We start from the raw sequence: 23728 nt of genomic DNA, 5'->3' as shown, positions 1-23728 counted from the left end.
CTCTCATCAGGAAGAAGCGGTCTCCACTTCGCCGCTAAATGCGTTGATGTAATAAACTGTGCTGCCGGACACGATGCGCCAAACCGGAAACCAGTAGTTAGAAGCAGCCGTCTCACTGCCTGTGGTATCAACCTTCTGTGCGTAGCCCAAGGTAATACTCTCTATTTTATTATCCGGTCCAATCGTAGATTTGTCCATCGACTGTGCCAGACTGTCGAGCGCGTCAAGTGCTGTAATCACCGGTTTCACCTTGTCTGCAGGCGCAATATGAACGAGCTCAGTCTGCATGTATCCGTACAGGTGTGTCGTGTCAACTGTACTGTCCACGGTTGCGTCAAAAATCGGAAAACCGTTGTAGACTTCGTCAAAGATCTTCGTACCTGGGCCAGAGAGAATCGGGTCCAGATGGTAGAGAGACCCGTTGTCCACCCAGTTGAGAACTTGCCCTGGATGGCCTTGGTGTAGTGGTTGGGGGACGGTATAGCTGACTTGCCACGTTCCATTTCCGAGGAGCTTGACGCTCCCGGGAGCGCCTTGTGCAGTGCCTGCGGAAGCGTTCTGGCGAAGCGCCGAGGTGTTTTTAGGGAATGCCTCTGCAACGAGATTTGCCAATTTAGGCTTTGCAAACGTCGCTTTCAGTGTGGACAGGTTCGGCGCTGATGACGGGACAGAAGTGTCGAGACTGAAACCGTGATCGGCGAGAAGAGTCTTTGTGCTCGCAAGCAGGTCCGCATACGGCTCGGTGTAGCTCTGCATCTCCTGGCGGTCTTGTACGAGCTGCCAACCGAGGAATAGGTCGAGCAGGGAGAAACTCACAATTAGCCACGTTTTTGTCGTCTCCCAGTTCACGATGCGCTCCCTCCTGACAACACTTGTCCTGTCACTGCGTCGATGCGCAAAACGTCTTGGCCAGCGTGTGTGATGTCAACGACCGGCTCAATCAGCACGGTATTGGCCGACTGGAGTTGCGCCTCACAGGCCAGCGAAACCTTAATTGATGGCAACAGAGCCTTTGGTACCATGGCGTCGATGATGTCCATTGTCGCGGCCGCAGAGAGGGTCTTTTCCGCCGTGGTGCTCTGTAGTGTACCGAGTTCAGTCAGGGGCCGCTCGTAGCCAACAGGACTACCATCCAGCCAGTCGACCGTGTAGTTGCCAAGCGTACCGAGGAGTTCCAGCCCGCCGATGTACGGGCGGAAGCTGTATGTGTGGGCCAACAGCACAGGGCTCGTTGTCGCGTTCTTCAAAGCGATCGACTGACCTTGCGTCCCACCGTGAGTTTGAAGGTAGGAGACGATAGTCCGCAGACTACTCGACGCCGTATTTGAGGTTGTGGCGTTTGGGTCAGAAAACTGCAGTGTGTTCGACGTTTCGTTCCACTGCACGGCCCGGCTGCCATCGGTCCAGATGACGGTTTGATTGGGTCCACTAACTCGGGTAATCACTTGCGGATTGACGAAAAAGGAACGCACAAGCGGCAGAACCTGGGGGCTCGATGTGGACCAGATTTGCCGCTCGACCGGGAACGAGGCAACTGGCAGATAAGAGTCTTCGCCGACTTGTTGCCAGGGTTCGGTCCGGACGGCGCTGCTTACTCCAGCCTCAAAACTTTGAACGGACAAATCTGTCACTGCGGAGGTCTCGCCGTTGTTGGTCAGAACCGTCAAGAACACTTGATTTGACCTCGGCGGCACTGTCAGCCATAACCCGCTGACAGTCGCTCCAGCAGGCAGGGTCGGAGCATTAGGGACGTACGCCAACAAGAGTGAGCGACTGAGCGGTGTTCCGAAGCGAACGTCGACTCCGGTCCCTTCTCCGGCTTGGTACGTGCTGATGGAGTTCTGTTTTGAGACAGAAGCCTTCTGGAGCCAAGTGAGCACTGTCTCGTACGATGCCGTGCCTGGCAAACCCACGCTGTATTTGAGTGGATTCCCCGTCTGGTAGACGACGCGCACAGGTCTGGTTACCTGCTTGAGGTTTGGGTTTGCCACAGGTCTGAGTCCCAGTGGGCCTGTGAACGGCGCCACAGAGGGCGTCGACCACGGGCCGTGCCAGAGTTCGAAGCTGAGAACGATACTGAGTAGAACAAGCAGCCCTAGAGCAACTGTCTTTGCTCGCGACAGCATCAGTGTGACACCCCCCTTCGCGGCAGTTCTACCGTGACTGTCGTACCGACGTTGAGGTCACTCGAGATGCGCACGCGCCCACTGTGCAGTTCCGTGATCTCCCGGACGAGCGCGAGCCCAAGGCCGCTACCCCCGCGGCGGCGCGAGCGGGCCTTGTCAACACGAAAGAAACGTTCAAAGACATGTGGCAAGTCCTCAGCCGGAATGCCCATGCCCGTGTCAGCGACGACCACCTTAACTACCGTGCTGTGGGGGATGGCTGAGAGCGTAATTCGCCCTCCTGACGCAGTGTACTTAAGGGCGTTGCCAAGGAGGTTGTCCAGTACACGGTCGAGCATGTCGCGGTCACCGCGAATGACCGCGTCCGTTTTTCCTTGTACTTCAAGCTTCACACCGAGGCTTGCCGCCTGCAACTGGAACCGATCGACGGCGGAGGTAAGCCAGTCGCTAACTCCAATGTCCGACCAGCGGATTGGTGTCTGGCGGCTGTCGAGACCCGACAGGTGCAGCAAGTCCTGGGTCAACCGCACCATTCGGTCTGTCTCTCGCTCAATCACGCCGAGAAATTCGCGCTGTGTCTTCGCGTCAGCGTCCTGGTTGTCGAGCAAGACCTCGAGATACGATTTGATGCTCGTCAGTGGCGTCCGCAGCTCATGCGAAACGTTGGAGACAAAGTCGCGGCGCGCCTGATTGAGCTTCTCCTGCTCTGTGACGTCGCGGATTAACGCGACGTAGCCATCGACCTGTCCATGTTGGCGCATCGGCGTCAGGTGCACGTGCATCAGGTTGTCGCCAATGGCACGGACAAACGTACCTTCGGTTGAATCTGAACCTGCGTGGTTGCGGACACCAAGCAGGTCCGCAACCGTCTGTGCCTGGTCTTCAGGGTTGGTGAGAAGCCTGTGAGCGGCGTCGTTGACAAACACCGTTTCGCGGTTGGCGTCAAGAACGACAACACCTTCCCCCATGTACGTGATTACGGCTTGGAGTCGATCACGTTCCCTGGCATTCTCCGCCAATGCCTCCGCAAGTTTTTCTGCCAGGTCGTTAATGGCCGTTGAAAGCTCGCCGAACTCGTCGTTGCTGTTCACTGCGACGCGTCGTGTAAAGTCCCCTGCTGCCATGTGGCGCGCTTGTCGGGTTACTTCCACGACGGGGCGCGCGATTGTCTGAGCGAGGATGACGGACAGCGCTGCAGTTAAGAGCAGCGCGACGAGGCTCGCGGTGTAGAAAATGGTTGTCACTTGATGGATCGTGGTGTAGATGCCCTGTACTGGAACGTCGTATTCGACAACACCCTGAAACCGACCTTGGTCGGTAATGGGCACCGCCACTTCGAGCAGGTACTGGTTTGTAATCGGGTCGACGCGTATTGCCGTAGCAGGTTGCTTGGAAACTGTCGTCTCAGTGACGACAGAGTCGACGCGTTTTTGTCCAATCAGCGCACGGCCAACTGAGGTGTCGAGCACGACACCCTGCGGATTCAGGATATATGCAGAACCGTTGATGAGCTGCGGCATGGAAGCGAGGACAGAACTGAAACCCTGGGGGTCTTTGGCGGCCTTCGTAATTTCCGGAGCGGCCATGGATGCGATGAGCTGTGCCTGCGCTTTCACGGTCTGCGTCTCGTTGCGCATGAGCGACGTGTTCAGGGAACGGACAAAGTACGCACCGATGACTTGCAATGAGAACAGAATGAGCAGCAGATAGACAGCGACCAGCTTGACGCGAATGCTGCGCCACACGTTACGTCGGCCTCCCTACAAAGTAACCGACACCGCGCTTGGTCAGGACGTGAACCGGGTTTGCCGGGTCATCTTCAATCTTCTCGCGCAGTCTGCGCACAGTGACGTCCACCGTACGCTCGTCCCCTTCGTAATCAATACCCCAGACCTCTTGGAGCAAGCCCTCCCGGGTGTAGACAACACCCGGCCGAGTAGCAAGCACCGCGAGCAACTGGAACTCGCGGTGTGTCAGCGGCACAACTTGGCCGCGTTTGGTCACTTCGTAGTGCGCGAGGTCGATCACGACGTCACCGACAGCGAGCCGCTGCCTATCGTCATCGCGTTCAAGCGAGAGGCGGCGTAAGTTTGCCTTGACCCGAGCCAGCAGTTCCCTAGTACTAAACGGCTTTGTCACATAGTCGTCGGCACCAAGTTCAAGGCCAAGGACCTTGTCCACTTCTGACTCGCGAGCGGTCAACATGATGATGGGCACTGTGCTGAACGTGCGAATTTCTCGACAGACCTCAAATCCGTCCTTTTCTGGAAGCATGATGTCGAGCAACACCAGGTCTGGGGGAAAATTTCGCGCGCTCCGTATCGCCTCTTCGCCGTCGTAGGCGACCCGTACCTCGTAGCCTCCTCGCTGGAGGGCGAACTGGAGGATGTTGGCGATCGGTTCTTCGTCATCGACGACCAGAATCGCTGGCATACAGGTCACCTCCGCCGGGACAAGTCTTTTCGTCGTTGCAGGAGCCCTGGTCACACCGCTTGTAGGCGGTTTTTGGCTAGCATGGTCCATTTGGCAGTAGCTCACACTAACGTGTGTGGAGGCACTGCCTCTGTGGAACGACCGACACCAAAGGAGGCGCAGGACATGGGGGAACGGACAATTTTAGCTTCATTTTACTCTCACGGCGAGGCTGCCAAGGCAGCTGCTGAAATCCACAGCCGCGGCATTGAAGTCGCACAGGTCGACGAACTGAATGGGTACAGCAACAATGCACAGCCGCGGGATGCATACACAATCAGCGGTAAAATTCAGAGCCTGTCGTCATTGACATTAGGTGCACAACCGTCGTCGCGGGACGTCGGGATTTTACTCTCCGCAGACCCGGCAGCAAGCGGCATGGCCGGTGACCCAGACGGAATGATCGGTCGAAACTACCTCTTGACTGTCGTTTGTGACAACGGCCTTGTCGATACAGCCGTAGATATCATCAAGCAGTGCAACGGCTACACCTAAGCTACTGCAGATGTCTAGCCCAGACAATGACCGACGGGTCGAGGATGGACTGATACTTCCCAAGTTGAATCGCTAAGAAGGTGCTCGGTCCGACAGTCAAACGCGTTTCACTGAACGCGGGCAAAAAGCTCCCGAGGTCAAACACGGGCGGTCCGAACCACCAGTTTTTCACCGCGATGTAGGCGCTGACGTTGAGGAGAGCGCCCTGGCGTACACCTGGTGGGATGTTGTAAACGAAGGCAAATTTCGCCCAAAAGACGATACACAGCCCCACCAGAAAGTATGCGCCTGTGCGGCTCCAAAAACGGGCGGAGCGGAGCGCACGAAACATTCTCAGCCTGCGCAACCGCGCTCTACGGCGCCGTCTGGCACGTTGTCTCTTGCGGCTCAAAATGCGTTGGTACGTATGTCTGTCGAGTGGCGTACGCTCCTTATCCATCAGTCAGCGTGCGCCCGCTCAAGGTTGACGAATTTATTGTAATTCTTGAGAAACGCGAGCTCTACAGTGCCAGTCGGGCCATTGCGCTGTTTGGCGATGAGGACTTCAACGACGTTCTTTTTTTCCGACTCCGGGTCGTAGTAATCATCCCGGTAGAGAAAGGCGACGATGTCCGCGTCTTGCTCGATGCTCCCGGACTCTCGGATGTCGGATAGCATCGGACGCTTGTCCTGGCGTTGCTCGACAGACCGGCTGAGCTGTGCGAGCGCGATTACCGGGACTTCAAGTTCCCTGGCCATCTGCTTGAGCATTCGAGATATCTCGGAAATCTCCTGTTGGCGGTTTTCGCCGCTGCCGCGTCTGCCTGAGATAAGCTGCAGGTAGTCGATCACAATTAACCCTAGACCGACCTGCGCCTTTAGCCGACGCAGTTTACTGCGCATCTCCGACACGGTGATGCCCGGTGTGTCGTCAATGTAAATCGGCGCGTTGCCGAGCGTACTGACACCCATTGACAGTTTCGGCCAGTCGTCTGCATCGAGTGCTCCGGTACGCAGTTTGTGCCCATCAATGTAAGTCTCTGCACAGAGCATACGCTGTACGAGTTGGTCCTTTGACATTTCGAGGCTGAAGATGGCGACAGGCAAACTCTCCCGGACACCTACGTTTTGCGCAATGTTCAGGGCAAACGCGGTTTTTCCGACAGAGGGGCGAGCAGCGACGATGATGAGGTCAGACTTCTGAAACCCACTCGTCATCCGATCGAGATCGGCATATCCGGTGGCTACGCCTGTTAACCTTCCAGCGTTTTCGAACAATTGCTCGATGCGCTCAAAAGTCAGTCCGAGCACATCGGAAATATGCGTAAAGTCCCGAACGCGCCGGTTCTGTGACAGTTCAAGGATGCGCCGTTCCGCCTCAGCCAACACTTCAGAAGCTGGCTGTTCGCCGCTGTAACCTGCAGTGGCGATTGACGTAGCGGTTTGAATCACACGCCGAAGCAGTGCCTTTTCGAGCACAATCTCAACGTACTGCTCGACGTGGAGCGACGATGGGATAGAGGCAGCCAAACTGGCCAGGTACTCAATACCCCCGACGCGGTCGAGCGCGCTTTCTTGCGCCTGCAACGCATTGGCAGTGGTCACAACGTCAACGGGCTGGCTCTGTTCAAACAAGTTGCGCATCGCGGAAAAGATGAGTTGGTGTGTAGTTCTGTAAAAGTCATCGGGTTCAAGCGACTCAGCAGCTTCTGCTACGGCGTCCGCAGAGATCAGCATCGCGCCGAGCACGGCCTGCTCTGCCTCAATGTGTTGAGGTGGCAGTCGCAGTATACTCTGGTCATTTGGCGTCAAGTTTTCATGCTGTGGTTCGCGCGCGAGGCCGTCCAAGTCTGTACACCCCTTGTACCGCTTGCGCGGCTAGCTCAAGCTTTGTCTGTGTCGGCTTCAACAAATACAGTTAGAACTGCAGTGACTTCTGGGTGGAGTTTGACTTCGACGCGGTGACCACCAAGGCTCTTGATTGGATCAGGTAAAACAATCTTCCGGCGATCGAGTTCAACCCCCACTGCGTGCAGAGCATCACCGATGTGTTTGGTTGTGATAGCACCAAACAAGCGCCCACCTTCACCTGCGTGAGTTTTCACGCCCACGCGGAGAGCTTCTAGCTTCTGCTTGAGGTCCCTTGCATGTTCTAACTCCTGGGCGTGTTTGCGCGCTTCAGCGTCCTTTTTCCCTTGAAGCTGTTGCAGGTTAGCGTCGTTCGCCTCAACGGCCAACTTTTTTGGAAACAGAAAGTTGCGCGCGTACCCCTCTGAGACGTTTTTGATTTCCCCCTGCTTTCCTTGACCCTTTACATCAGCAAGCAAAATCACTTTCATGGACAAAACCTCCTCATAGCCGTTTCAGGTCCGCGGTACACGCCTCATCATGTCGATGAGACCCAACAAGACGTAAATGCTACGAACGAATTGGAGCAAGCCACCCACTACCAACAGCGTCAGCCACAGTTTTGCGTAGCGGTGGTGATAAATCCTTCGCCAAACCCAGGCAATGCCCTGTATGCCGAGCAGAAAACTCGCCACCATCACAGCGCTGTTTGCTGCCTGCCACCACAGCGGGATGGACCGTAATGCGCCAAGCATCACAATCGCAAGCGCGATGATATAGACGCCCACGACGCTTCCGGGCAACCGCCAATCGAACAAAATTGATTGGGACACGTGACGCCCCGTCAGACGCCTCGCAACAACTAAGTTGACCAAAGCGATGAGTATCGCTAGGACGCTAAGGAGTCCAGGCAAGGAGGTTTGCAGCCAAGTGATGAATACGTTGATTGCCTGTGTCGCGTCAGCTGTCGGCGTTGCGCCGAGTAGTCCTTGGTCTTGCGCAATGGACGCTGTCATAGCGTTGCTCAGGTCAGCGTACAGATGACCGCCTGACCAACGGTAAAATGCAAGCAATACCAGTTCGATCATGACAAAAACGAACGTTCCGGTGATGAGGGCAGGATACGGAGACTCGGAGTCTAGCATGGCGTCGCCCATCACCCAGCTGAGAAAGTAGGCACCGGCGCCGATGGCGAAGGCAGCTACATTCCAACCAGCCAAAACGAGAAAGATGGTGTAGAGACTCGCAAGCAGTATGGTCAGTCGCCGACTGCCTGTGACGTGGAAGGCAATCAGCGGTGCGGGGACCAACCACAGTGTCCATAGTGCACCCCCCGGCAACAGAGAGAGGCCAAGCAGGACCACGTAGAGGACGAATGCGGCCGCCCGACGTGGGCTTGAATTCGACTCTGTCAACCGCATCACCTCGTGGACCTAAGGTGACGCGCGATAACTTCAACGTCTGCGGCATCAAGTGCATCCGACAGTAACGTGCGCGGAAGGGCATCGCACCCCTCGCGGTCCACCGCGTCTAAGGATAGGCCGAGTTGATTTGCCAGGAAGTACGAGACAGCTACCACACCGCCGAGAGCCTGTGTCATCTCCCGTTCACTGCCGCGCTGAATCGCGCGCAACACGTCCGCCACCTGGCGGACCAGTTCAACTTTTGCGGTCTCCATCGACTGCAGTTTCCGGGCAATCTGCACGTGGGGATCGGGGGTTGGCACCATCACGCCTCCTTTTGCACTGCACCAGTCAGACGGCTCTCGTGGGTAGACGGTTGGCCGTGGAGACTGGAATTGCTGTTTTCATCCCTATTCCACGCGCCGTCCGAGAATCCTCCCAAAGCACTGTGACAGCCTCGCCTTTACGGTCAGGTTGTCGAGTGAGGACGGTCCGTGCAACAGGTCTGTCGTGAACACTCCGATTCTAGACAAAGATCCAAAAGGAGCGAGAGCCCATGCTCTCGCTCCCCTTGTGGCGCCATCACTCAGAAGTGTATGGCAAGAGCGCAACTTGCCTTGCGCGCTTAATCGCCAATGTCACTTGACGCTGATGGCGTGCGCAGTTTCCGGAGATCCGGCGCGGCAAAATCTTGCTGCGGTCGGTCAGGAACTTCTGCAACCGATTGATGTCTTTATAATCTGCAACCTTGATTTGATCCACGCAGAATTGGCACACCTTGCGGCGTTTTCCGCCTCTACCTTTTCGCGGCATCCTTCGTCACCTCTCTTGTTCGACCCGCCTGTACGGGGCCTCTGGCAAGCCCAGTTGACCGACGTCAGAACGGGAGGTCGTCATCCGAAATATCAATGGTTTGTGCGTCGTCTGCGAATGGGTCATCTTCGTACTGCGGCCGGGGTTCAGCCGGACGCTGTGGTCGTGGCTGGGTGCTCGGTGCGGACCCGCCACCAGGGTTCGATGCGTACGAACCCGAGTTCGAAGGAGCGGCGGTAGAGTCACCCCTATCGAGGAAGCGAACGGTCTCTGCCACTACTTCCGCGACATTGACCTTCTGCCCTTCGCGATTCTCATAGGAGCGAATCTGCAGCCGACCGTCTACCGCCGCAAGGCGGCCCTTGTGGAGGTACTGCGCGCACAACTCCGCTTGTTTCTGCCAGACCACAATGTTAATGAAGTCAGTTTCACGCTCTCCGGACTGATTCGGTCGCTGTCGATCTACTGCGAGTGCAAACGACGCCACGGCCGTGCCTGAGTTTGTGTACCTGAGTTCTGGGTCCCGCGTCAACCTGCCAATGAGAATCACCCGGTTTAGCATCGATACCCCTCCAGATAACGATCTATTCGCCTAAGCGCACGGTGAGGTAACGAAGGATGGAATCGTCAATCCTCATCACGCGTTCGAGCTCTTCTGGCAAGTTCTTGTCAGTCGAGAACTGCATTAAGACATAGTAGCCTTCACGATGATGGTCGATTTCGTAGGCAAGCCGACGCTTTCCGATCTCTTGAAGCTGGTCAATCTGACCGCCTTCATCGCTGACGAGCGTCTGATACTTTGCCACTCGTTCCGCGGTCTGTTCTGGCTCCAAGTCCGCCTTCAAAACATACATCGTTTCGTATTGGCGCAACCTGAGTCACCTCCTTTTGGACAATGGCCCTGCATCGCGTGCAGAGCAAGGCGGCACAAACCCGTAAAACGTGCCAAGATAAGATGATACCATAGATAAGCCTGTACGAAAAGGGCGTGTACAAGTTTTCTGGAGTAGATGCGAAGAACCGGTTAGACGTTAAACCGGAAGTGCACGACATCTCCGTCTTGCATCACATAGTCCTTTCCCTCAAGCCGAAGCTTCCCTGACTCTCGTACGGCTCCGTATGATCCCGCTGTAACCAAGTCCACATAGCTGACAACTTCGGCCCGGATGAATCCACGCTCGAAGTCTGTGTGAATTACCCCCGCAGCCTGAGGCGCTTTGGTGCCTCTGACAATTGTCCAGGCGCGTACTTCTGGTTCCCCTGCCGTGAAGTAAGTGACGAGACCGAGCAGTTGGTACGCAGAGCGGATTAATCGGTCCAGTCCGGATTCGGCAAGTCCCAGGTCGTCCAGGAAGACCTGCCGGTCGTCGGTGTCAAGGTCTGCGATTTCCGCCTCAAGTTGTGCGGAGATGACGACAAATTCGGCACCGTCCCGCTCTGCGCGTTGACGAACCTGATGGACTAGTTGATTCCCGTCGAGGTCGCCCTGGATGTCTGTCTCAGAGACGTTGGCCACGTAGAGCAGCGGTTTGTGCGTGAGCAACGGCAGGTCGCGCAGGACTGCCTGCTCCTCGTCGGAGAGCACCACCGACCGCGCCGCTTGACCGTTGTTGAGGGCTTCGGCAATTCTCGCTAGGGCGTCGGCCTCAAGTGCGTAACGCTTGTCCCCAGATTTGAGATGCTTTCGCGTGCGGTCCAGGCGACGCTCGACGGACTCGAGGTCGGCCATGACAAGTTCGAGGTCGATCGTATCCATGTCGCGTTCCGGACCTACTGACCCTGCTACATGTGTCACGTCTCCGTCTTGGAAACACCGAACGACGTGGATGATAGCGTCAACTTCCCGGATGTGTCCGAGAAACTTGTTCCCGAGTCCTTCACCTTTGCTGGCCCCTGCGACCAGTCCGGCGATATCAACAAATTCAAATGTCGTCGGAACAATGCGCTTGGGGTGGACAACTGCAGAAAGTCCCTGCAATCGCTCGTCTGGCACTTCTACGACTCCAACGTTCGGGTCGATTGTGCAGAACGGGTAATTGGCGGCTTCCGCCTTAGCCCTGGTTATGGCGTTGAAAAGAGTGGACTTGCCGACGTTCGGCAACCCAACGATTCCAGCTTGAAGCGGCAACGCGTACACCTCTTTCTGTTCTTGACGGGATTCATTATAGAAAAAGTGGCCCTGTGCCACAATGACGTCCGGAGACAAATCGCCTGATTTTGTACGTGCGGATGAGATTTCACAAGATTTCGGCCGCGTTGTGGTGCTTGTTGCACCCACAGCAGGACAATGGCGCTGGATAATCCACCTCTTTTATGACACACTAAGCTCGCGAGGAGGTGGGATCATGTTGAGACGACTACTTCGCAAACTGAGGGTGCGCCGGCTTGCTACAAAAGGTTTTGCCGCCGAGATGCAGCACCGTCAGGGCCGTGGTCAGAACGGACATTTAGGCGCCTGCGCATAAGGCGGCGGACTGGGTTGTGAACGCTCGAAGGTCGTGCCGTACAGGCGGTCTGCCTGCTTTCTCATTCGTAGTAACTACACCACCACAAGGGTGGCTTAGTGAGCCGTCGACAGCCGCAGGTTGACCGCCGCACAACCCTTTTCCTCTCTCCTTTGACTCATGAGTCGGTAGAGCTGCTGTTCATTTCAGCCGCAACCGAACTCCCGGGGTGTAAAACCTTACGAACCAAGCGTTCAAAGCGTGGGCGCGGGATGAGAACACTGTGTCCACATGCCTCGCATTTAACTCGGATATCCATCCCCATACGAATCACGCGCCACTGATTAGAGCCACAGGCGTGTGGTTTTTTTAGTTGTACAACGTCATCCAAATGAAACGAGACCTGCGCCATCACGCGCCCCCTTTCAACGTTTTGTCGTTGTCGGTTGATCGATAGAGAAGATGTCAGTAACTATACCACATGCAAAAGATGGACGACGGCTTCAACACCTGCCATTCCGAAGGAGTGAGTTGTGGCTTGGGCAAGGAACGGCACTTCACGAAGCCACGCGACGTTCGCCACGAGGATGCCAGTCAGGGCTGTCAAGTACGCTCCACAGCTAACTGACAAGCCGACAGTGAGCAGAGACCGGCGTTGGCTCCCCGCAACTTCGCGGTCCCACAGCGCGTTTGTAAAGTGCCACATCATGATGAACAGGCCGAAAACTGCAATCGTGATCACGAAATAGAACAGGGTGTGGAGAATGTGCAGCGCTAGCGCTTGGTGTAGCGGGTCACCACCGGTAGCCACGGTCGTGGCAGGTGCAAATCCGGCCAGTGCCGAGATTACGTCTGGCCTCGTCGAGATGTGGTGGGAGAGCCAGAGAAATGCGTGACTCGTCGGGGGTGTGAAGGTGCGTGCCATCCAACCCGAAAGATGTGCGGCAGCGTAGCTCGATGCTACGACCCCCCCACTGCATAGGACTGCGAGTTGTAACCCTCTCGTGCTGATGGAAAAGGAAAACCACATCCACTCCATGACAAACAGCAAGTCCAACAAGCGACCATCCTCCTACACCTTGTGAGTCTTGTGACGCTTTTCAGCAGGTATAGTTGAAGCTACGCGTACGTATACTGGGAATATTCCGATGCAGGAGGATTCCCGTGAGAGACGAGCCCTTCAATGGTAGCAAGACTTCATCTCTACCGTCTGTGCGTGTCTTGTTTGACGACGCTTCGGCAGTGGAGGACTTGACGAGTGATTTGGACCGTGTGCTGTTTGGATTAGGGGACCGACGATTAACCGTGGTCTGTGTGGGCACGGACCGTTCGACTGGAGACGCGTTCGGGCCGATTGTGGGCACGAAGTTGAAACGTTCCAGCCGTTGGCCGTGGGTTGAGATTTTTGGGACTTTGGACGAGCCCGTCCACGCCGTAAACCTCGCATCAACACTTGAGGAAATTCATCGTACTCATACGGCTTCGCCCTACATCATTGCGGTCGACGCTTGTTTGGGGAAGTTTGATCACGTCGGGCAGATCATTATGGAGCCCGGACCACTACGTCCAGGCGCTGGCGTCAAGAAGTCGTTGCCAGCCTTCGGTGACTACACACTTACCGGTGTAGTGAACGTGTCGGGTTTTATGGAGTACTTTGTCTTACAGAACACTCGTCTTGGCATTGTCATGCGAATGTCGGATGTCGTCGTGGAGGCGCTCTTGTCGAGTTTTCACAGACTTGCAATGCGGCGGACATTCATTGGGGCTCCGACCGACCGCTCTACAGCGGCCAGTCGTGAAGCCCAGGGGTTTCCCGGTGGGACGCTTCCAGCAGGTTAATGGTCGCTGCGTCCCGCCGGCTCTGCCGTCGGAGCCGCTTGCGAGATGACGCTCGTCTCCTCATCTGTCAGGGGATAACGCGACGCGCCTTGCATCACTGGTTTTGCATATGTACGCGACTCCTCACGGCCGTAAATGGAGGAGAAGACCACACCGTTTTGGTCTTCGTCAAGCAACGCCACCGAAAAGCTCAGGTCGCTACCCTGGTTGGAGAACGCATTGTAGCGATATACCTGCGGCGTCCCGACTTTGCTGCGAAGGACCCTGCGCAGGTTTTGGATGTCCTGGTGCAGGCCGGCGATTTCTGCTTGCTCCATTTTTTCGAGAATCGCCCTCATCTCGTGGACCGCACCCATCGTGTTCTCATACACCACGTCTAGGTCCGCAGTTTCATGGATGGACTTCCAACGGCGCACTTGACGCCGCAGCTTCGCGTTCACTGAGAGCGCCACAATGGCGATGATTAAAGCGATGACAGCGACTGCTGCGACGACACCAAACGTGATGAGTAAATGACTTTGAATCTGAGTTAACATCCCGATTGTACCTCCCCAGCCTCTCTTGCGGACCGCCTACATGTCTATGGTTCACGCTTCAGTGGGCTTAGTATGCCATTCGCTTCGTCATTTCGTGTTGGCAATTTTATGGATGGCTCATGTATGGAGCAAAGTCGTTGCATAGTGAGTGACAATGGGTGCGATGACTTTGAGTCCAGTTGCGACGAACATACTAGGGAGCAGATTGCCAACGGCAATCTTCTTTACACCGAGTAGGTTGACTCCAATGCCTACAATTAGAATGCCACCAACCGCTGTCATGCACGCAATCACTGCGGGGGCATTCAAGGCGTTCCCCGCAAAGTGAGAAATGGTTGCAATCAGCCCTTCATAGAACAAAACGGGAACCGCGGCCAAAGCCACGCCAAAGCCCATGGTAGTCGTAAACACTGTGGACGTAACGAAGTCCAACATGGACTTTGCGTACAGAGTTGTATTATTGCCTTGCAGGCCGCTTTGAATGGCGCCGACTACAGCCATGGACCCAACGCAGAAGACGAGGCTTGCTGTGACAAACGCGTCAGATACTGAGCTTGTTCCGGGATTTTTCCCACTTCTGCGCTGCGCCCACCCACCGAGGCGGTCGAGCCAAGCCTCGATGCTTATCCACTCTCCGAGCAGTCCACCAATCACGAGACTGAGAATGACGATGAGGATGTCCTTGGTATCACTCATCGCCATACTGAGTCCAATCACAATCACGGTTAGGGATAGTCCCTGCATCACTGTCGTCTTTACCCGTTCAGGGATGTTGGGAACAAGGACGCCGATGCCGGCACCAAGGAGAATTGCGAACGTGTTGACAAGCGTCCCTGCGAGAAACAAGAGGCGAACACCACCTAGTGATTCTGAGTTGAGAGGAGATTGAGAATCCGTTCTAGGTCTTCCTGTGAAAAATACTCGATCTCAATTTTTCCGCGCTTTTTTCCTGGATGGATCTTGACGGCAGTTCCAAGCACCGTACGAAATTGTTCTTCATATCGGCGATAGCGGGTTTCCTCGGGATGGTGTTTCTTTTGTGTTTCACGTGAAACACCCGTCGCCGGCTTGTACACGACCGACTCTAACTTCCGCACACTCATATCCTCTTCCACAACCCGCTTAGCCAACTGCTCTTGCGCATCAGCGTTGTCTACTGCCAGGAGTGCTCGAGCGTGCCCCATGGACAATGTTCCACGTGAAACATACTCACGAACCGCATTCGGCAAGTTCAATAATCGCAGCATATTCGCCACATGGCTGCGACTCTGGCCCACCCGTGTCGCTAGTTCATCTTGTGTCAAACCACACCGATTCATGAGATTCGCGTACGCATCCGCCACTTCAATCGCATTTAAGTCCTCACGCTGCAAGTTTTCAATGATCGCGACTTCCATCAGTTCGACATCAGAGAACTCTCGCACCACGACGGGTACCACCGAAAGGCCGGCCCGCTGCGCGGCGCGAAACCTTCTTTCTCCCGCTACAATGTCGTAACCACGAACTGTACTCTTGCGCACGACGAGGGGTTGAATGATTCCATGCTGTTCAATCGACTGAGCGAGCTCAGTCAGTTTCTCCTCGTTAAAGGTCCGCCGCGGCTGATACGGGTTTGGCCGCAACTGGCCAATCGATACTGACGAGACTGTGTCGTTATCCGTCACGTCCAACTGAGGGATTAGTGCCTCAAGCCCTTTTCCCAACGCCCGTTTGGTCACTGCGGATCACTTCCTTTGCCAAGTCCATATACGTCTCGGCGCCCTTTGACCGCGCGTCATAGTTAATGACGGGTCGGCCGTGGCTCGGTGCCTCGCTCAAGCGAACGTTGCGTGGAATGACCGTGTGATAGACCTTATCCCGAAAGAATTTCTTGACGTCCTCAATGACTTGAAGCCCAAGGTTTGTACGTGCGTCCAGCATGGTCAGAAGCACACCTTCGACTTCCAGTGACGTGTTTAAGTGCTTTTGTACCAACCGGATGGTGTTCAATAACTGACTCAATCCCTCGAGTGCATAGTACTCGCACTGAATCGGGATGAGTACTGAATCTGCGGCCGTTAAGGCGTTCACGGTGAGCAGACCCAGCGACGGCGGACAGTCAATCAGAATGTATTCAAACTGTTGCCGCAGTGGATGAACAGCACGCCGCAACCGGACTTCGCGAGAAATCGTAGGCACCAGCTCAATTTCCGCCCCAGCCAGTTGAATTGTCGCTGGCAAAAGGGACAGGTCGTCCACTTGTGTTTGTAGCACTGCGTCCTGAATTGCCACATCATTAATAATGACATCATAAATACAGTGTTTTACGTCTGCTTTATTAATTCCAATACCTGACGTCGTGTTACCCTGCGGGTCTATATCGATCAACAGTACCTTTTTCCCAAGACTTGCGAGACAGGCACCGAGGTTCACGGCTGTCGTCGTCTTACCGACACCGCCCTTTTGATTTGCAATCGCAATGACCCGACCAGTGGTCACTCGAGCGACCTCCCTTACACAGACAAAAAACACCTCCCGTAAGTTCATCGACTACGTCGACCTACGGGGGAATGCTCGTCCGATTAGCTACTCTCCATTGTACTTCAAATCGCGAAAAATGGGGGGACTTGTCCAGAAAACTTCCAGCAGCGATACGCAGCCGTGGGAGATACGGCCGCGTATGTGACGGCAGCAGTCAAAGCCTCTCAGCGAGTTCACAACCCACACCAGTATCAAGACACCGGTTCTTCCGCCTCTGCGACTACAGGTGTAGGTTTCATTCCAGACTTTGGTACACGAATCACAAACTCAATGAAGTCCGACTCGTCATTCTCCTGACACTCCACTTGAAATCCCGTCTTTTCAATCATTTCGAGTGACTGTCGAATCGTGTTCACTGCCAAGCGAACGTCTCGCGATAACCCACGCTTCTTTGGACGCTTTGGCTTCTGCCGCTCTAGCTTCGTAATCACACTCTTTACCCGCTCTTCGAGTTGTTTCACGTTCCACCCGCGCTCAATTGCCTCTTGCAACAACTTTAGTTGCATTTCCTCGCTCGGCAACGCGAGCAACGCGCGCGCGTGGCGCTCTGTCACCTGACGTGCCAACAAAGCTTGCTGAACGGCTTCTGGCAGATGCAACAGCCGTAGCTTGTTGGCGATCGTTGACTGACCCTTACCTAGTCTCTGCGCCAGACTCTCTTGCGTTAAACCGTGCATCTCCAACAGTTGTTGATACGCAACGGCCTCTTCAATCGGCGTCAAGCCCTCACGTTGCAAGTTTTCAATCAGCGCCGCAGACGCTGTCTGTGCATCATTCATCTCACGGACAATCGCGGGAATCGTTGACCACCCAAGATGGCGTACCGCGCGCCACCTACGCTCACCTGCAATCAGCTCATACGCGCCGTTTCGAAAGCGAACGACCACTGGCTGAATTACACCGTGAGTCTGGATAGTTCGCGCCAGTTCTGCAATGCTGTCCTCGTCAAAAACGGACCTCGGTTGAAAAGGGTTCGAGACAATCGTTGAGACGTCGAGATCGACGACGCCCAAACTGGGCTCGACCTTTTCGCGGGTCACGCCTATCCGACTCACCAAGGACTCTTTCATCCCATCTCCCCCGTTTTCAAAGCCCTGTCGGGCAGTTCGGTACGTTTACAACTCCCGCTCTGTTTACACTGTCACGAGTTCCACACCTAGTCAGCAAATCCTGCACGCCGACAAAGCTTCCTAGCCTTCGTCACAATGCGACAGGCGACGCACCGCCACCTCGCGGTTGGTTCCCTACGGACACCGGCAAAAACTGCGGCACTACTTTGCTTTCAGGGGTTGCTTTTGCGGCGTGCCGGCTTTGCGCGGGAAGGTCTTCGGAGTCTGCATCACTTTGGGAACGACCACCAACACGCGCTCACCCATCTGCTCCGGCAGCGTCCTGTCAACCCGAACTGGGACTGACCCGCCGAGGACTTTAGCAGCACCTTGACCATCCTGCCACTCTTCTTCCACGCCTGGTCCTTTGTACGCAAACACAGTCCCACCGACTTTCGCGAACGGCAAGGTGTACTCCATCAAAACGTTAAGTCTAGCTACTGCTCTCGATAACACTGCGTCAAAAGACGCCCTCAATCCGCTCTGACGCGCTCCATCCTCCGCTCGCGCGTGAACCACCCGAACGTTCCCAAGTCCAAGCTCATTGGCAACGGTCTCCAAGAAGCCAATCCTCTTCTGCAGAGCGTCGAGCAACACAAACTCACACTCAGGTTCGAGAATTGCGAGCGCCATACCGGGAAAGCCGGCTCCGGTACCGACATCCACGACCCGACCACCATTACGCATCAACCTTTGCCACTCTGGAACTTCGCGCACCCATACACTGTCGTAAAAGTGCTTGACGTAGACTTCATGGCGGTCGACGATGTTGGTCAGGTTCATCCGTCCGTTCCACTCGACTAGCAGCTCGTAGTAGCGAGCAAATCGGGTCCGTGCCTGCTCACTCCACCCCCACTCACTGCCGTCCCACTCAGGCATGCTCACGCTGCCTCCCTTGTTGTTCGAGGTAAATCAACAAAATTGAGATGTCAGCCGGCGTCACACCTGGAACCCTCGCCGCCTGCCCGACCGATTGAGGACGTATGCCGCCGAGTTTCTCCCGCGCCTCCATCGACAGTCCGGAAATCGATGCATATTCAATGTCCGCGCCAAGTGGCTTATCCTCAAGCCGTTTCTGCCGTTCAATTTCCGCGAGTTGGCGGTCGATATACCCTGCGTATTTGGTTTGGATCTCTACCTGTTCTGTCACGTCGGAAGGCGCATCTGCCGCGGCACCTCCAAGATTTCCAACATCTGTATAGGATACTTCCGGCCGCCGCAGAAGTTGGTCAAGCGCCATCGGTTCCTCAATAAGGCGTGAGCCAATTCGCTCTAGTACTGGATTTGCCTCGCTCGGCTTCACATACGTGTGCTTCAGCCGCGCCATCTCCTTTGCAACAGCCTCCCTTTTATGAATCAATGCCTTGTAGCGCACGTCTTCGATCAGACCAATTTCGTGCCCAATCTCCATCAGCCGCAGGTCGGCGTTGTCGTGCCGCAACAATAGTCTGTACTCCGCGCGCGACGTGAGTAATCGATACGGCTCATTCGTACCCTTGGTGACGAGGTCGTCGATCATCACGCCGATGTACGCCTCGGACCGCCGCAATACCAGTGGTTCTTGACCGAGCGCTTGGAGCGCCGCATTGATTCCAGCCATAATTCCTTGTCCGGCGGCCTCTTCGTACCCGGAAGTCCCGTTGATTTGCCCGGCGGTAAACAGGCCACGTACACGCTTTGTCTCAAGCGTCGGCCACAGCTGTGTCGGCACAATCGCGTCGTATTCGATCGCGTAACCTGGCCGCATCATCTCCACACGTTCAAGCCCCGGAATCGTCCGTAAAATGTCACGCTGTACGTCTTCAGGAAGACTGGTTGACAGCCCCTGCACATACCACTCAGAGGTGTCTCGCCCTTCCGGTTCGAGAAAGACCTGGTGGTTCGGTCGCTCGCGAAAGCGCACGACCTTGTCTTCAATCGAGGGACAGTAACGCGGACCGGTCCCTTGGATATCCCCGGTGTACATCGGCGCCCTGTGCAGGTTTCCGAAAATCAAGTTGTGCGACGACTCGTTTGTGTACGTCAACCAACACGGCACTTGTTCTCGAACGGGCACATCTGGGTCAAAACTGAAATGCTGTGGTTCTGGGTCTCCCGGTTGCTCGACCAGCTTGTCAAAATCCACTGTATTGCGGTTGATGCGCGGAGGTGTACCCGTTTTAAAGCGTACCAACTCAAAACCAAGGTCCAACAAACTGTCTGTTAACCGGACGGAAGGCATCTGTCCATTCGGGCCGCTTTCATACGAGATATCACCGATAAAAACGCGTCCACGCAGGTATGTGCCAGTGGTCAAGACGACCGTTGACGCGCAGTACTCAGCACCGGTTTTCGTAACTACACCGCGAATCTCGCCGCCTTCGGTTAAAAGTTCTTCAACCATTCCCTGCACAAGCGTCAGGTTCGGTTCGCGCTCGAGTGTATGCTTCATCGTCAAGCCGTACAGTGCTTTGTCCGCCTGCGCCCGGAGCGCTTGAACCGCCGGACCTTTACCCGTGTTCAGCATTCGCATTTGAATGTAAGTGCGGTCGATATTGCGAGCCATTTCTCCGCCAAGCGCCGCGATTTCTCGCACGACTACGCCCTTTGCCGGCCCTCCGACGGAGGGGTTGCACGGCATAAACGCGATCGTGTCGAGGCTAATCGTTATGAGCAGCGTCTTGCAACCCATGCGCGACGCTGCCAGTGCCGCTTCACAACCCGCATGCCCGGCACCAATCACAATCACCTGATACTCTCCCGCCTGGTAGGACATACCGATCGCTCCTCACAGTCAGATTCTATAACCACTCAAGCACAGCGCAACTCCTCAAACTACTTACTTACCAAGGCAGAAGCGCGAAAAAATCTCATCGAGTAAATCTTCCCCAACTTCTTCACCAATGACCAGCCCAAGCGACGCATAGGCTGCCTGTAATGCGACAGCGATGATATCGAGTGTAGCGCTCTGCTTCGCCGCGTCAACCGCGAGCTCAAGGTCAACCGCCGCCTGCCGTAAAAGGGTTCCCTGCCTTGCGTTAGTCACAACTGTGCGCTCATTGAGCTGACCTTCACCACCCAGCACCACTTGCTCCATCGCCAATTCGAGATCGGAAAGTCCAGTCCCTGCAAGCGCAGAAACCTCGACAAGAGCATCCTTCGGTCGCAACTGCTCCTTCAACTGCGAAAGGTCGAGACTTCGCGGCAAATCCGATTTATTCACCACAGCGACCCGCGCCGGCACCGTATCTGTTAATCCGAGCAGCGTCAAGTCATCCTCCGCTAGCGCCGCACTCCCAGCCAAGACAACAACCGCTAGCTCGGCTTGATCAATCATCGCTCGCGACCGCTCTACACCAATCTTCTCCACGACGTCTTCTGTGTCGCGCATCCCGGCGGTATCGACCAACCGATACGGTATACCGCGCAGGTTGACGTACTCTTCCAGCACATCCCGCGTGGTACCCGGGATGTCGGTGACGATAGCCCGCTCTCTGCGCAGCAAAGCATTCAAGAGCGATGACTTACCGACGTTTGGACGCCCGACGATCACAGTCGCAATTCCTTCTCGAAGAATTTGCCCGACGCGGGAAGCGGCCGCCAATTGTTCAACTTCCTCAATCAGCTTTGATCCCGTCACAACGACCGCCTGACAGGCAACCTGTTCTACATCGTGCTCCGGATAATCGAGGGTCACCTCGACATGCGCCTGCAAGCCGATGAGCTCCCTGCGCAACTCCGTGATGGTATCCCGAAGTCGCCCCTTGACCTGCTCCAGCGCTGCGCGTTGAGCCAAGTCAGTCTTCGCACGAATCAGGTCCATGACAGCTTCGGCCTGTGACAAGTCAAGGCGCCCATTCAGAAACGCTCGTTTCGTGAACTCACCGGGCTCGGCTAGACGCGCTCCCCCTGCAAGCGCACACTCGAGTACGGACTGCACGACGTGAATGCCGCCGTGCACCTGAAGCTCTGCCACATCTTCTGCAGTATAGCTGTGTGGTGCAGGCATCCACACCAAAATAGCCTCGTCCACCAGCGTGTACAGTGTTGGGTCCACGACCTGCCCATACAACACGCTGCGAGAGGGAGGGAGAGTACAAGCTCGCCCGGATGATGTACGAAACACACGCTTCACTACTTCGGCCGCGCCAACTCCACTCACGCGAACAACGCCGATGCTCGCTTCACCTAGCGCAGTCGCAACCGCTGCAATCGGTTCGTGATTGAACGTGCTTTCCATCGCCAAGTCTATACCTCCTTGGTCCACCACATAACAACCGACCCTCTCCTCGTGGAAAGGGTCGTTAGCTTTTCATCTTGCTCTATCAACAGCACCACTGCGCTCTTTGTGCACAGTTTATGCCTTCAATCAGACTCCGTGATGTCCTGAGCGTCGGCTCCGGTTCCCGCGAACCGGTGTAACGATTACCTTACGGTGCGGGTCAACGCCTTCACTCGAAGTCGTTACATCAGAACGTGTCTGCAACCGACTGTGTACTACCTTGCGGTCAGACGATGGCATTTCGTCCAACTCCACCGGCCGGCGAGTCCGCACGGCTCGATTCGCGGCTTGGTCGGCAATGCGTTCCAAGCCTTTGCGTCGACGGTCACGATATCCTCCAGCGTCCACGACGAACTTGATAAAGTCACCGTGCTGTTTATTCGCCACAATGTTGACTAAGTACTGCATCGAATCTAGGACGGTACCGTGGCGCCCAATGACCGACGCAAGCTCAGCCTCATCGTCGCATACAACCTCGAGTAGATACGAGTGTTCTTCTCCACTCTCCAGCGGACGCACCCGCACGGCAGCGTCAACACCCATTCGCGTCACCATATCAACAAGGAACTGCTTGGCTTCCTCCTGGGGCGGGAGTTTCAGTCGAACTTCGACTTGTGCGTCCTTGCCGCCGATGAAGCCCAAGATGCCTTTGACGGGCTCGTGAATCACTTGCACTTCGACCTGTGCGCGCGTAGCGCCGAGCCGAACCAGTGCAGAAGTGATGGCATCTTCAACTGTCTTGCCCGTTGCGACGACCCGCTTCATCTGACGATCCCCTCTTTAGACGCGATTCTACTGTTCTTCTTCTCTTTGGACCTGATTGTTTCCTGCCTCTGTGCTGTCGGGCGTAGCGTTCGCTGGAGGTGACACCGGAACACTGGCTTCAGGCTTGTCACCGGATTGACTCTCCGCAGAATCATTCTGTGCGGACTTCTGTTGCACAGGTTTTTTCTGCGTGGGACCAGCTTGTTTGCTCTTTGCCTTACCACTTCCCGAGGCGTTACCGGACTTCGATGAACCAGGCTGCCCACTTTTCTGACTGGAGGACCCGCCCTTTGCACTGACTCTTCCACTTTGTTCTTTTACAGGCGCCGTAGTGGAACCACCAGCCCTAGAAGGCAGTTTCCCAGCGGAAACAGCAGCAGCCTGTGCCGATTGCGCGGGGCGGACGCGGATGAAATACGATTGAACAGCCATAAACATGTTGCCGACAACCCAGTACAACGCTAGACCAGACGCGAATCGAGTCGCCATAAAAAAGACGAAAATCGGCATGATGAACAGCATCATCTTCTGTTGCGTGTCTTGTCCCGTCATCATGACGCGTGAAGACAGATACGTTGTAATGCCCGCCAGAATTGGCAAAATGAACGTGTGATCAGGTTGGCCAAGTTGGAAAATATGTAGAAATGTCGCCTTGTGAAGGGCCACGTTGCCTTCAATCGCACCAAACAACGCATACAAAACTGGCAACTGGACAACCATCGGCAGGCAGCCTGACATCGGGTTGAAACCGTGTTCCTGATACAGCTTCATGGTTTCCTGCTGGATTTTCTGGTTGTCGCCCTTATGCTTGTTCCGGATTTCGCTCACTTTCGGCTGCAGCTGCTGCATCGACTTCGAGAACTTAATCTGCCGGATCATCAGAGGCAAAATCAACAGCCGGACGATAATCGTCACGATAATCAGCGCCAGACCGTACCCGACATAGTTCGCAAAGTACGTAATGACGTGTGAAACCGCCTGCAAAATGCTACCCCAAAAGCCATGTGGCCACTTACCAGGCGCAGACGGATACATACCGCAACCGGTCAATGAAAAGGTCAGTGTCAGTGCAACGACCCACAGCCATTTGGGCTTGGACTTATTTTGTCCGTTCAACA

The 23728-nt window shown here is 55.4% G+C and carries 27 protein-coding genes; 2 read left to right on the top strand and 25 right to left on the bottom strand.

Going from position 1 to position 23728, the window contains the following annotated elements; all coding sequences use genetic code 11:
* Positions 1-6: 6 nt before the first annotated feature.
* From yycI to JC200_RS11320, 4 genes are read right to left on the bottom strand one after another with little or no spacing between them, the layout of a single operon-like run.
* Positions 7-849, bottom strand: a complete 843-nt coding sequence (yycI, locus tag JC200_RS11335; protein ID WP_274436356.1) for a two-component system regulatory protein YycI — start codon at positions 847-849, stop codon at positions 7-9.
* On the bottom strand, positions 846-2126 hold the full coding sequence (locus JC200_RS11330; protein WP_274436355.1) for a hypothetical protein: 1281 nt from the start codon (positions 2124-2126) through the stop codon (positions 846-848). The genes yycI and JC200_RS11330 overlap by 4 nt, the downstream gene beginning before the upstream one ends.
* Entirely contained in the window at positions 2126-3871 is a 1746-nt protein-coding gene (locus tag JC200_RS11325) for an ATP-binding protein (RefSeq protein WP_274436354.1), read from the bottom strand. The genes JC200_RS11330 and JC200_RS11325 overlap by 1 nt, the downstream gene beginning before the upstream one ends.
* Position 3872: 1 nt before the next feature.
* Positions 3873-4559, bottom strand: a complete 687-nt coding sequence (locus JC200_RS11320) for a response regulator (RefSeq protein ID WP_274436353.1) — start codon at positions 4557-4559, stop codon at positions 3873-3875.
* A gap of 165 nt (positions 4560-4724) precedes the next feature.
* On the opposite strand from JC200_RS11320, the gene JC200_RS11315 reads away from it, so the two are divergent.
* A complete protein-coding gene (locus JC200_RS11315; protein ID WP_274436352.1) occupies positions 4725-5093 on the top strand; it encodes a hypothetical protein in 369 nt (122 codons plus the stop codon).
* A gap of 1 nt (position 5094) precedes the next feature.
* On the opposite strand, the gene JC200_RS11310 is transcribed toward JC200_RS11315, so the two are convergent.
* The 11 genes from JC200_RS11310 to JC200_RS11260 all read right to left on the bottom strand — a co-directional run bounded on the left by JC200_RS11310 (position 5095) and on the right by JC200_RS11260 (position 12640).
* Complete coding sequence (locus JC200_RS11310) at positions 5095-5424, bottom strand: hypothetical protein (protein ID WP_274436351.1); 330 nt, start codon at positions 5422-5424, stop codon at positions 5095-5097.
* Positions 5425-5531: 107 nt separating this feature from the next.
* Entirely contained in the window at positions 5532-6920 is a 1389-nt protein-coding gene (dnaB, locus tag JC200_RS11305) for a replicative DNA helicase (RefSeq protein WP_274436350.1), read from the bottom strand.
* Between the two features lie 35 nt (positions 6921-6955).
* Positions 6956-7411, bottom strand: a complete 456-nt coding sequence (rplI, locus tag JC200_RS11300; RefSeq protein WP_274436349.1) for a 50S ribosomal protein L9 — start codon at positions 7409-7411, stop codon at positions 6956-6958.
* A 24-nt stretch (positions 7412-7435) separates the two neighbouring features.
* Positions 7436-8335, bottom strand: a complete 900-nt coding sequence (locus JC200_RS11295; RefSeq protein WP_274436348.1) for a DUF2232 domain-containing protein — start codon at positions 8333-8335, stop codon at positions 7436-7438.
* Positions 8336-8340: 5 nt separating this feature from the next.
* Positions 8341-8646: a MazG-like family protein gene (locus tag JC200_RS11290; RefSeq protein WP_274436347.1), complete on the bottom strand. Its 306-nt coding sequence runs from the start codon at positions 8644-8646 to the stop codon at positions 8341-8343.
* Between the two features lie 259 nt (positions 8647-8905).
* On the bottom strand, positions 8906-9136 hold the full coding sequence (gene rpsR / locus JC200_RS11285; RefSeq protein WP_274436346.1) for a 30S ribosomal protein S18: 231 nt from the start codon (positions 9134-9136) through the stop codon (positions 8906-8908).
* A gap of 64 nt (positions 9137-9200) precedes the next feature.
* On the bottom strand, positions 9201-9698 hold the full coding sequence (locus JC200_RS11280; RefSeq protein ID WP_274436345.1) for a single-stranded DNA-binding protein: 498 nt from the start codon (positions 9696-9698) through the stop codon (positions 9201-9203).
* A 22-nt stretch (positions 9699-9720) separates the two neighbouring features.
* A complete protein-coding gene (gene rpsF, locus JC200_RS11275) occupies positions 9721-10008 on the bottom strand; it encodes a 30S ribosomal protein S6 (protein ID WP_274436344.1) in 288 nt (95 codons plus the stop codon).
* 152 nt (positions 10009-10160) lie between these two features.
* Positions 10161-11264 (bottom strand): redox-regulated ATPase YchF, encoded by a 1104-nt coding sequence (gene ychF, locus JC200_RS11270; RefSeq protein ID WP_274436343.1) that lies wholly within the window; start codon positions 11262-11264, stop codon positions 10161-10163.
* 494 nt (positions 11265-11758) lie between these two features.
* Positions 11759-11992 (bottom strand): DUF951 domain-containing protein, encoded by a 234-nt coding sequence (locus JC200_RS11265; RefSeq protein WP_274436342.1) that lies wholly within the window; start codon positions 11990-11992, stop codon positions 11759-11761.
* A gap of 60 nt (positions 11993-12052) precedes the next feature.
* On the bottom strand, positions 12053-12640 hold the full coding sequence (locus JC200_RS11260; protein WP_274436341.1) for a hypothetical protein: 588 nt from the start codon (positions 12638-12640) through the stop codon (positions 12053-12055).
* 104 nt (positions 12641-12744) lie between these two features.
* Here JC200_RS11260 and yyaC point away from each other — a divergent pair, with 104 nt between their 5' ends.
* Positions 12745-13419 (top strand): spore protease YyaC, encoded by a 675-nt coding sequence (yyaC, locus tag JC200_RS11255; protein ID WP_274436340.1) that lies wholly within the window; start codon positions 12745-12747, stop codon positions 13417-13419.
* Here yyaC and JC200_RS11250 read toward each other — a convergent pair.
* The 10 genes from JC200_RS11250 to yidC form a co-directional block, all read right to left on the bottom strand.
* Positions 13416-13955, bottom strand: coding sequence for a DUF4446 family protein (locus JC200_RS11250; protein ID WP_274436339.1), 540 nt, complete (start codon positions 13953-13955; stop codon positions 13416-13418). The two genes, yyaC and JC200_RS11250, sit on opposite strands and share 4 nt — an antisense overlap.
* A 117-nt stretch (positions 13956-14072) precedes the next feature.
* Positions 14073-14801 carry a DUF554 domain-containing protein gene (locus JC200_RS11245; RefSeq protein ID WP_274436338.1) on the bottom strand — a complete coding sequence of 243 codons (729 nt, stop codon included), beginning with the start codon at positions 14799-14801 and terminating at the stop codon, positions 14073-14075.
* A gap of 14 nt (positions 14802-14815) precedes the next feature.
* On the bottom strand, positions 14816-15673 hold the full coding sequence (locus tag JC200_RS11240) for a ParB/RepB/Spo0J family partition protein (RefSeq protein WP_274436337.1): 858 nt from the start codon (positions 15671-15673) through the stop codon (positions 14816-14818).
* On the bottom strand, positions 15642-16433 hold the full coding sequence (locus JC200_RS11235; RefSeq protein WP_274436336.1) for a ParA family protein: 792 nt from the start codon (positions 16431-16433) through the stop codon (positions 15642-15644). The genes JC200_RS11240 and JC200_RS11235 overlap by 32 nt, the downstream gene beginning before the upstream one ends.
* A 233-nt stretch (positions 16434-16666) precedes the next feature.
* The gene (noc, locus tag JC200_RS11230; RefSeq protein ID WP_274436335.1) at positions 16667-17545 is read right to left on the bottom strand and encodes a nucleoid occlusion protein; all 879 of its coding nucleotides are present in this window, start codon (positions 17543-17545) and stop codon (positions 16667-16669) included.
* Between the two features lie 201 nt (positions 17546-17746).
* Positions 17747-18463, bottom strand: a complete 717-nt coding sequence (gene rsmG / locus JC200_RS11225) for a 16S rRNA (guanine(527)-N(7))-methyltransferase RsmG (RefSeq protein ID WP_274436334.1) — start codon at positions 18461-18463, stop codon at positions 17747-17749.
* Complete coding sequence (mnmG, locus tag JC200_RS11220) at positions 18456-20339, bottom strand: tRNA uridine-5-carboxymethylaminomethyl(34) synthesis enzyme MnmG (protein ID WP_274436333.1); 1884 nt, start codon at positions 20337-20339, stop codon at positions 18456-18458. Before mnmG ends, rsmG begins: the two co-directional genes overlap by 8 nt.
* 63 nt (positions 20340-20402) lie before the next feature.
* On the bottom strand, positions 20403-21803 hold the full coding sequence (gene mnmE / locus JC200_RS11215; RefSeq protein ID WP_274436527.1) for a tRNA uridine-5-carboxymethylaminomethyl(34) synthesis GTPase MnmE: 1401 nt from the start codon (positions 21801-21803) through the stop codon (positions 20403-20405).
* A gap of 129 nt (positions 21804-21932) precedes the next feature.
* Positions 21933-22610, bottom strand: a complete 678-nt coding sequence (jag, locus tag JC200_RS11210; RefSeq protein WP_274436332.1) for an RNA-binding cell elongation regulator Jag/EloR — start codon at positions 22608-22610, stop codon at positions 21933-21935.
* A 27-nt stretch (positions 22611-22637) separates the two neighbouring features.
* Positions 22638-23726 (bottom strand): YidC/Oxa1 family membrane protein insertase, encoded by a 1089-nt coding sequence (gene yidC / locus JC200_RS11205; RefSeq protein WP_274436331.1) that lies wholly within the window; start codon positions 23724-23726, stop codon positions 22638-22640.
* Between the last annotated feature and the right edge of the window lie 2 nt (positions 23727-23728).

It is taken from the genome of Alicyclobacillus sp. ALC3 (assembly GCF_028751195.1).
In the GTDB taxonomy this organism is placed as follows: Bacteria; Bacillota; Bacilli; order Alicyclobacillales; family Alicyclobacillaceae; genus Alicyclobacillus_L.
The sequence above is the reverse complement of the archived record's forward strand: the minus strand, read 5'-3'. Positions and strand labels throughout refer to the sequence as shown.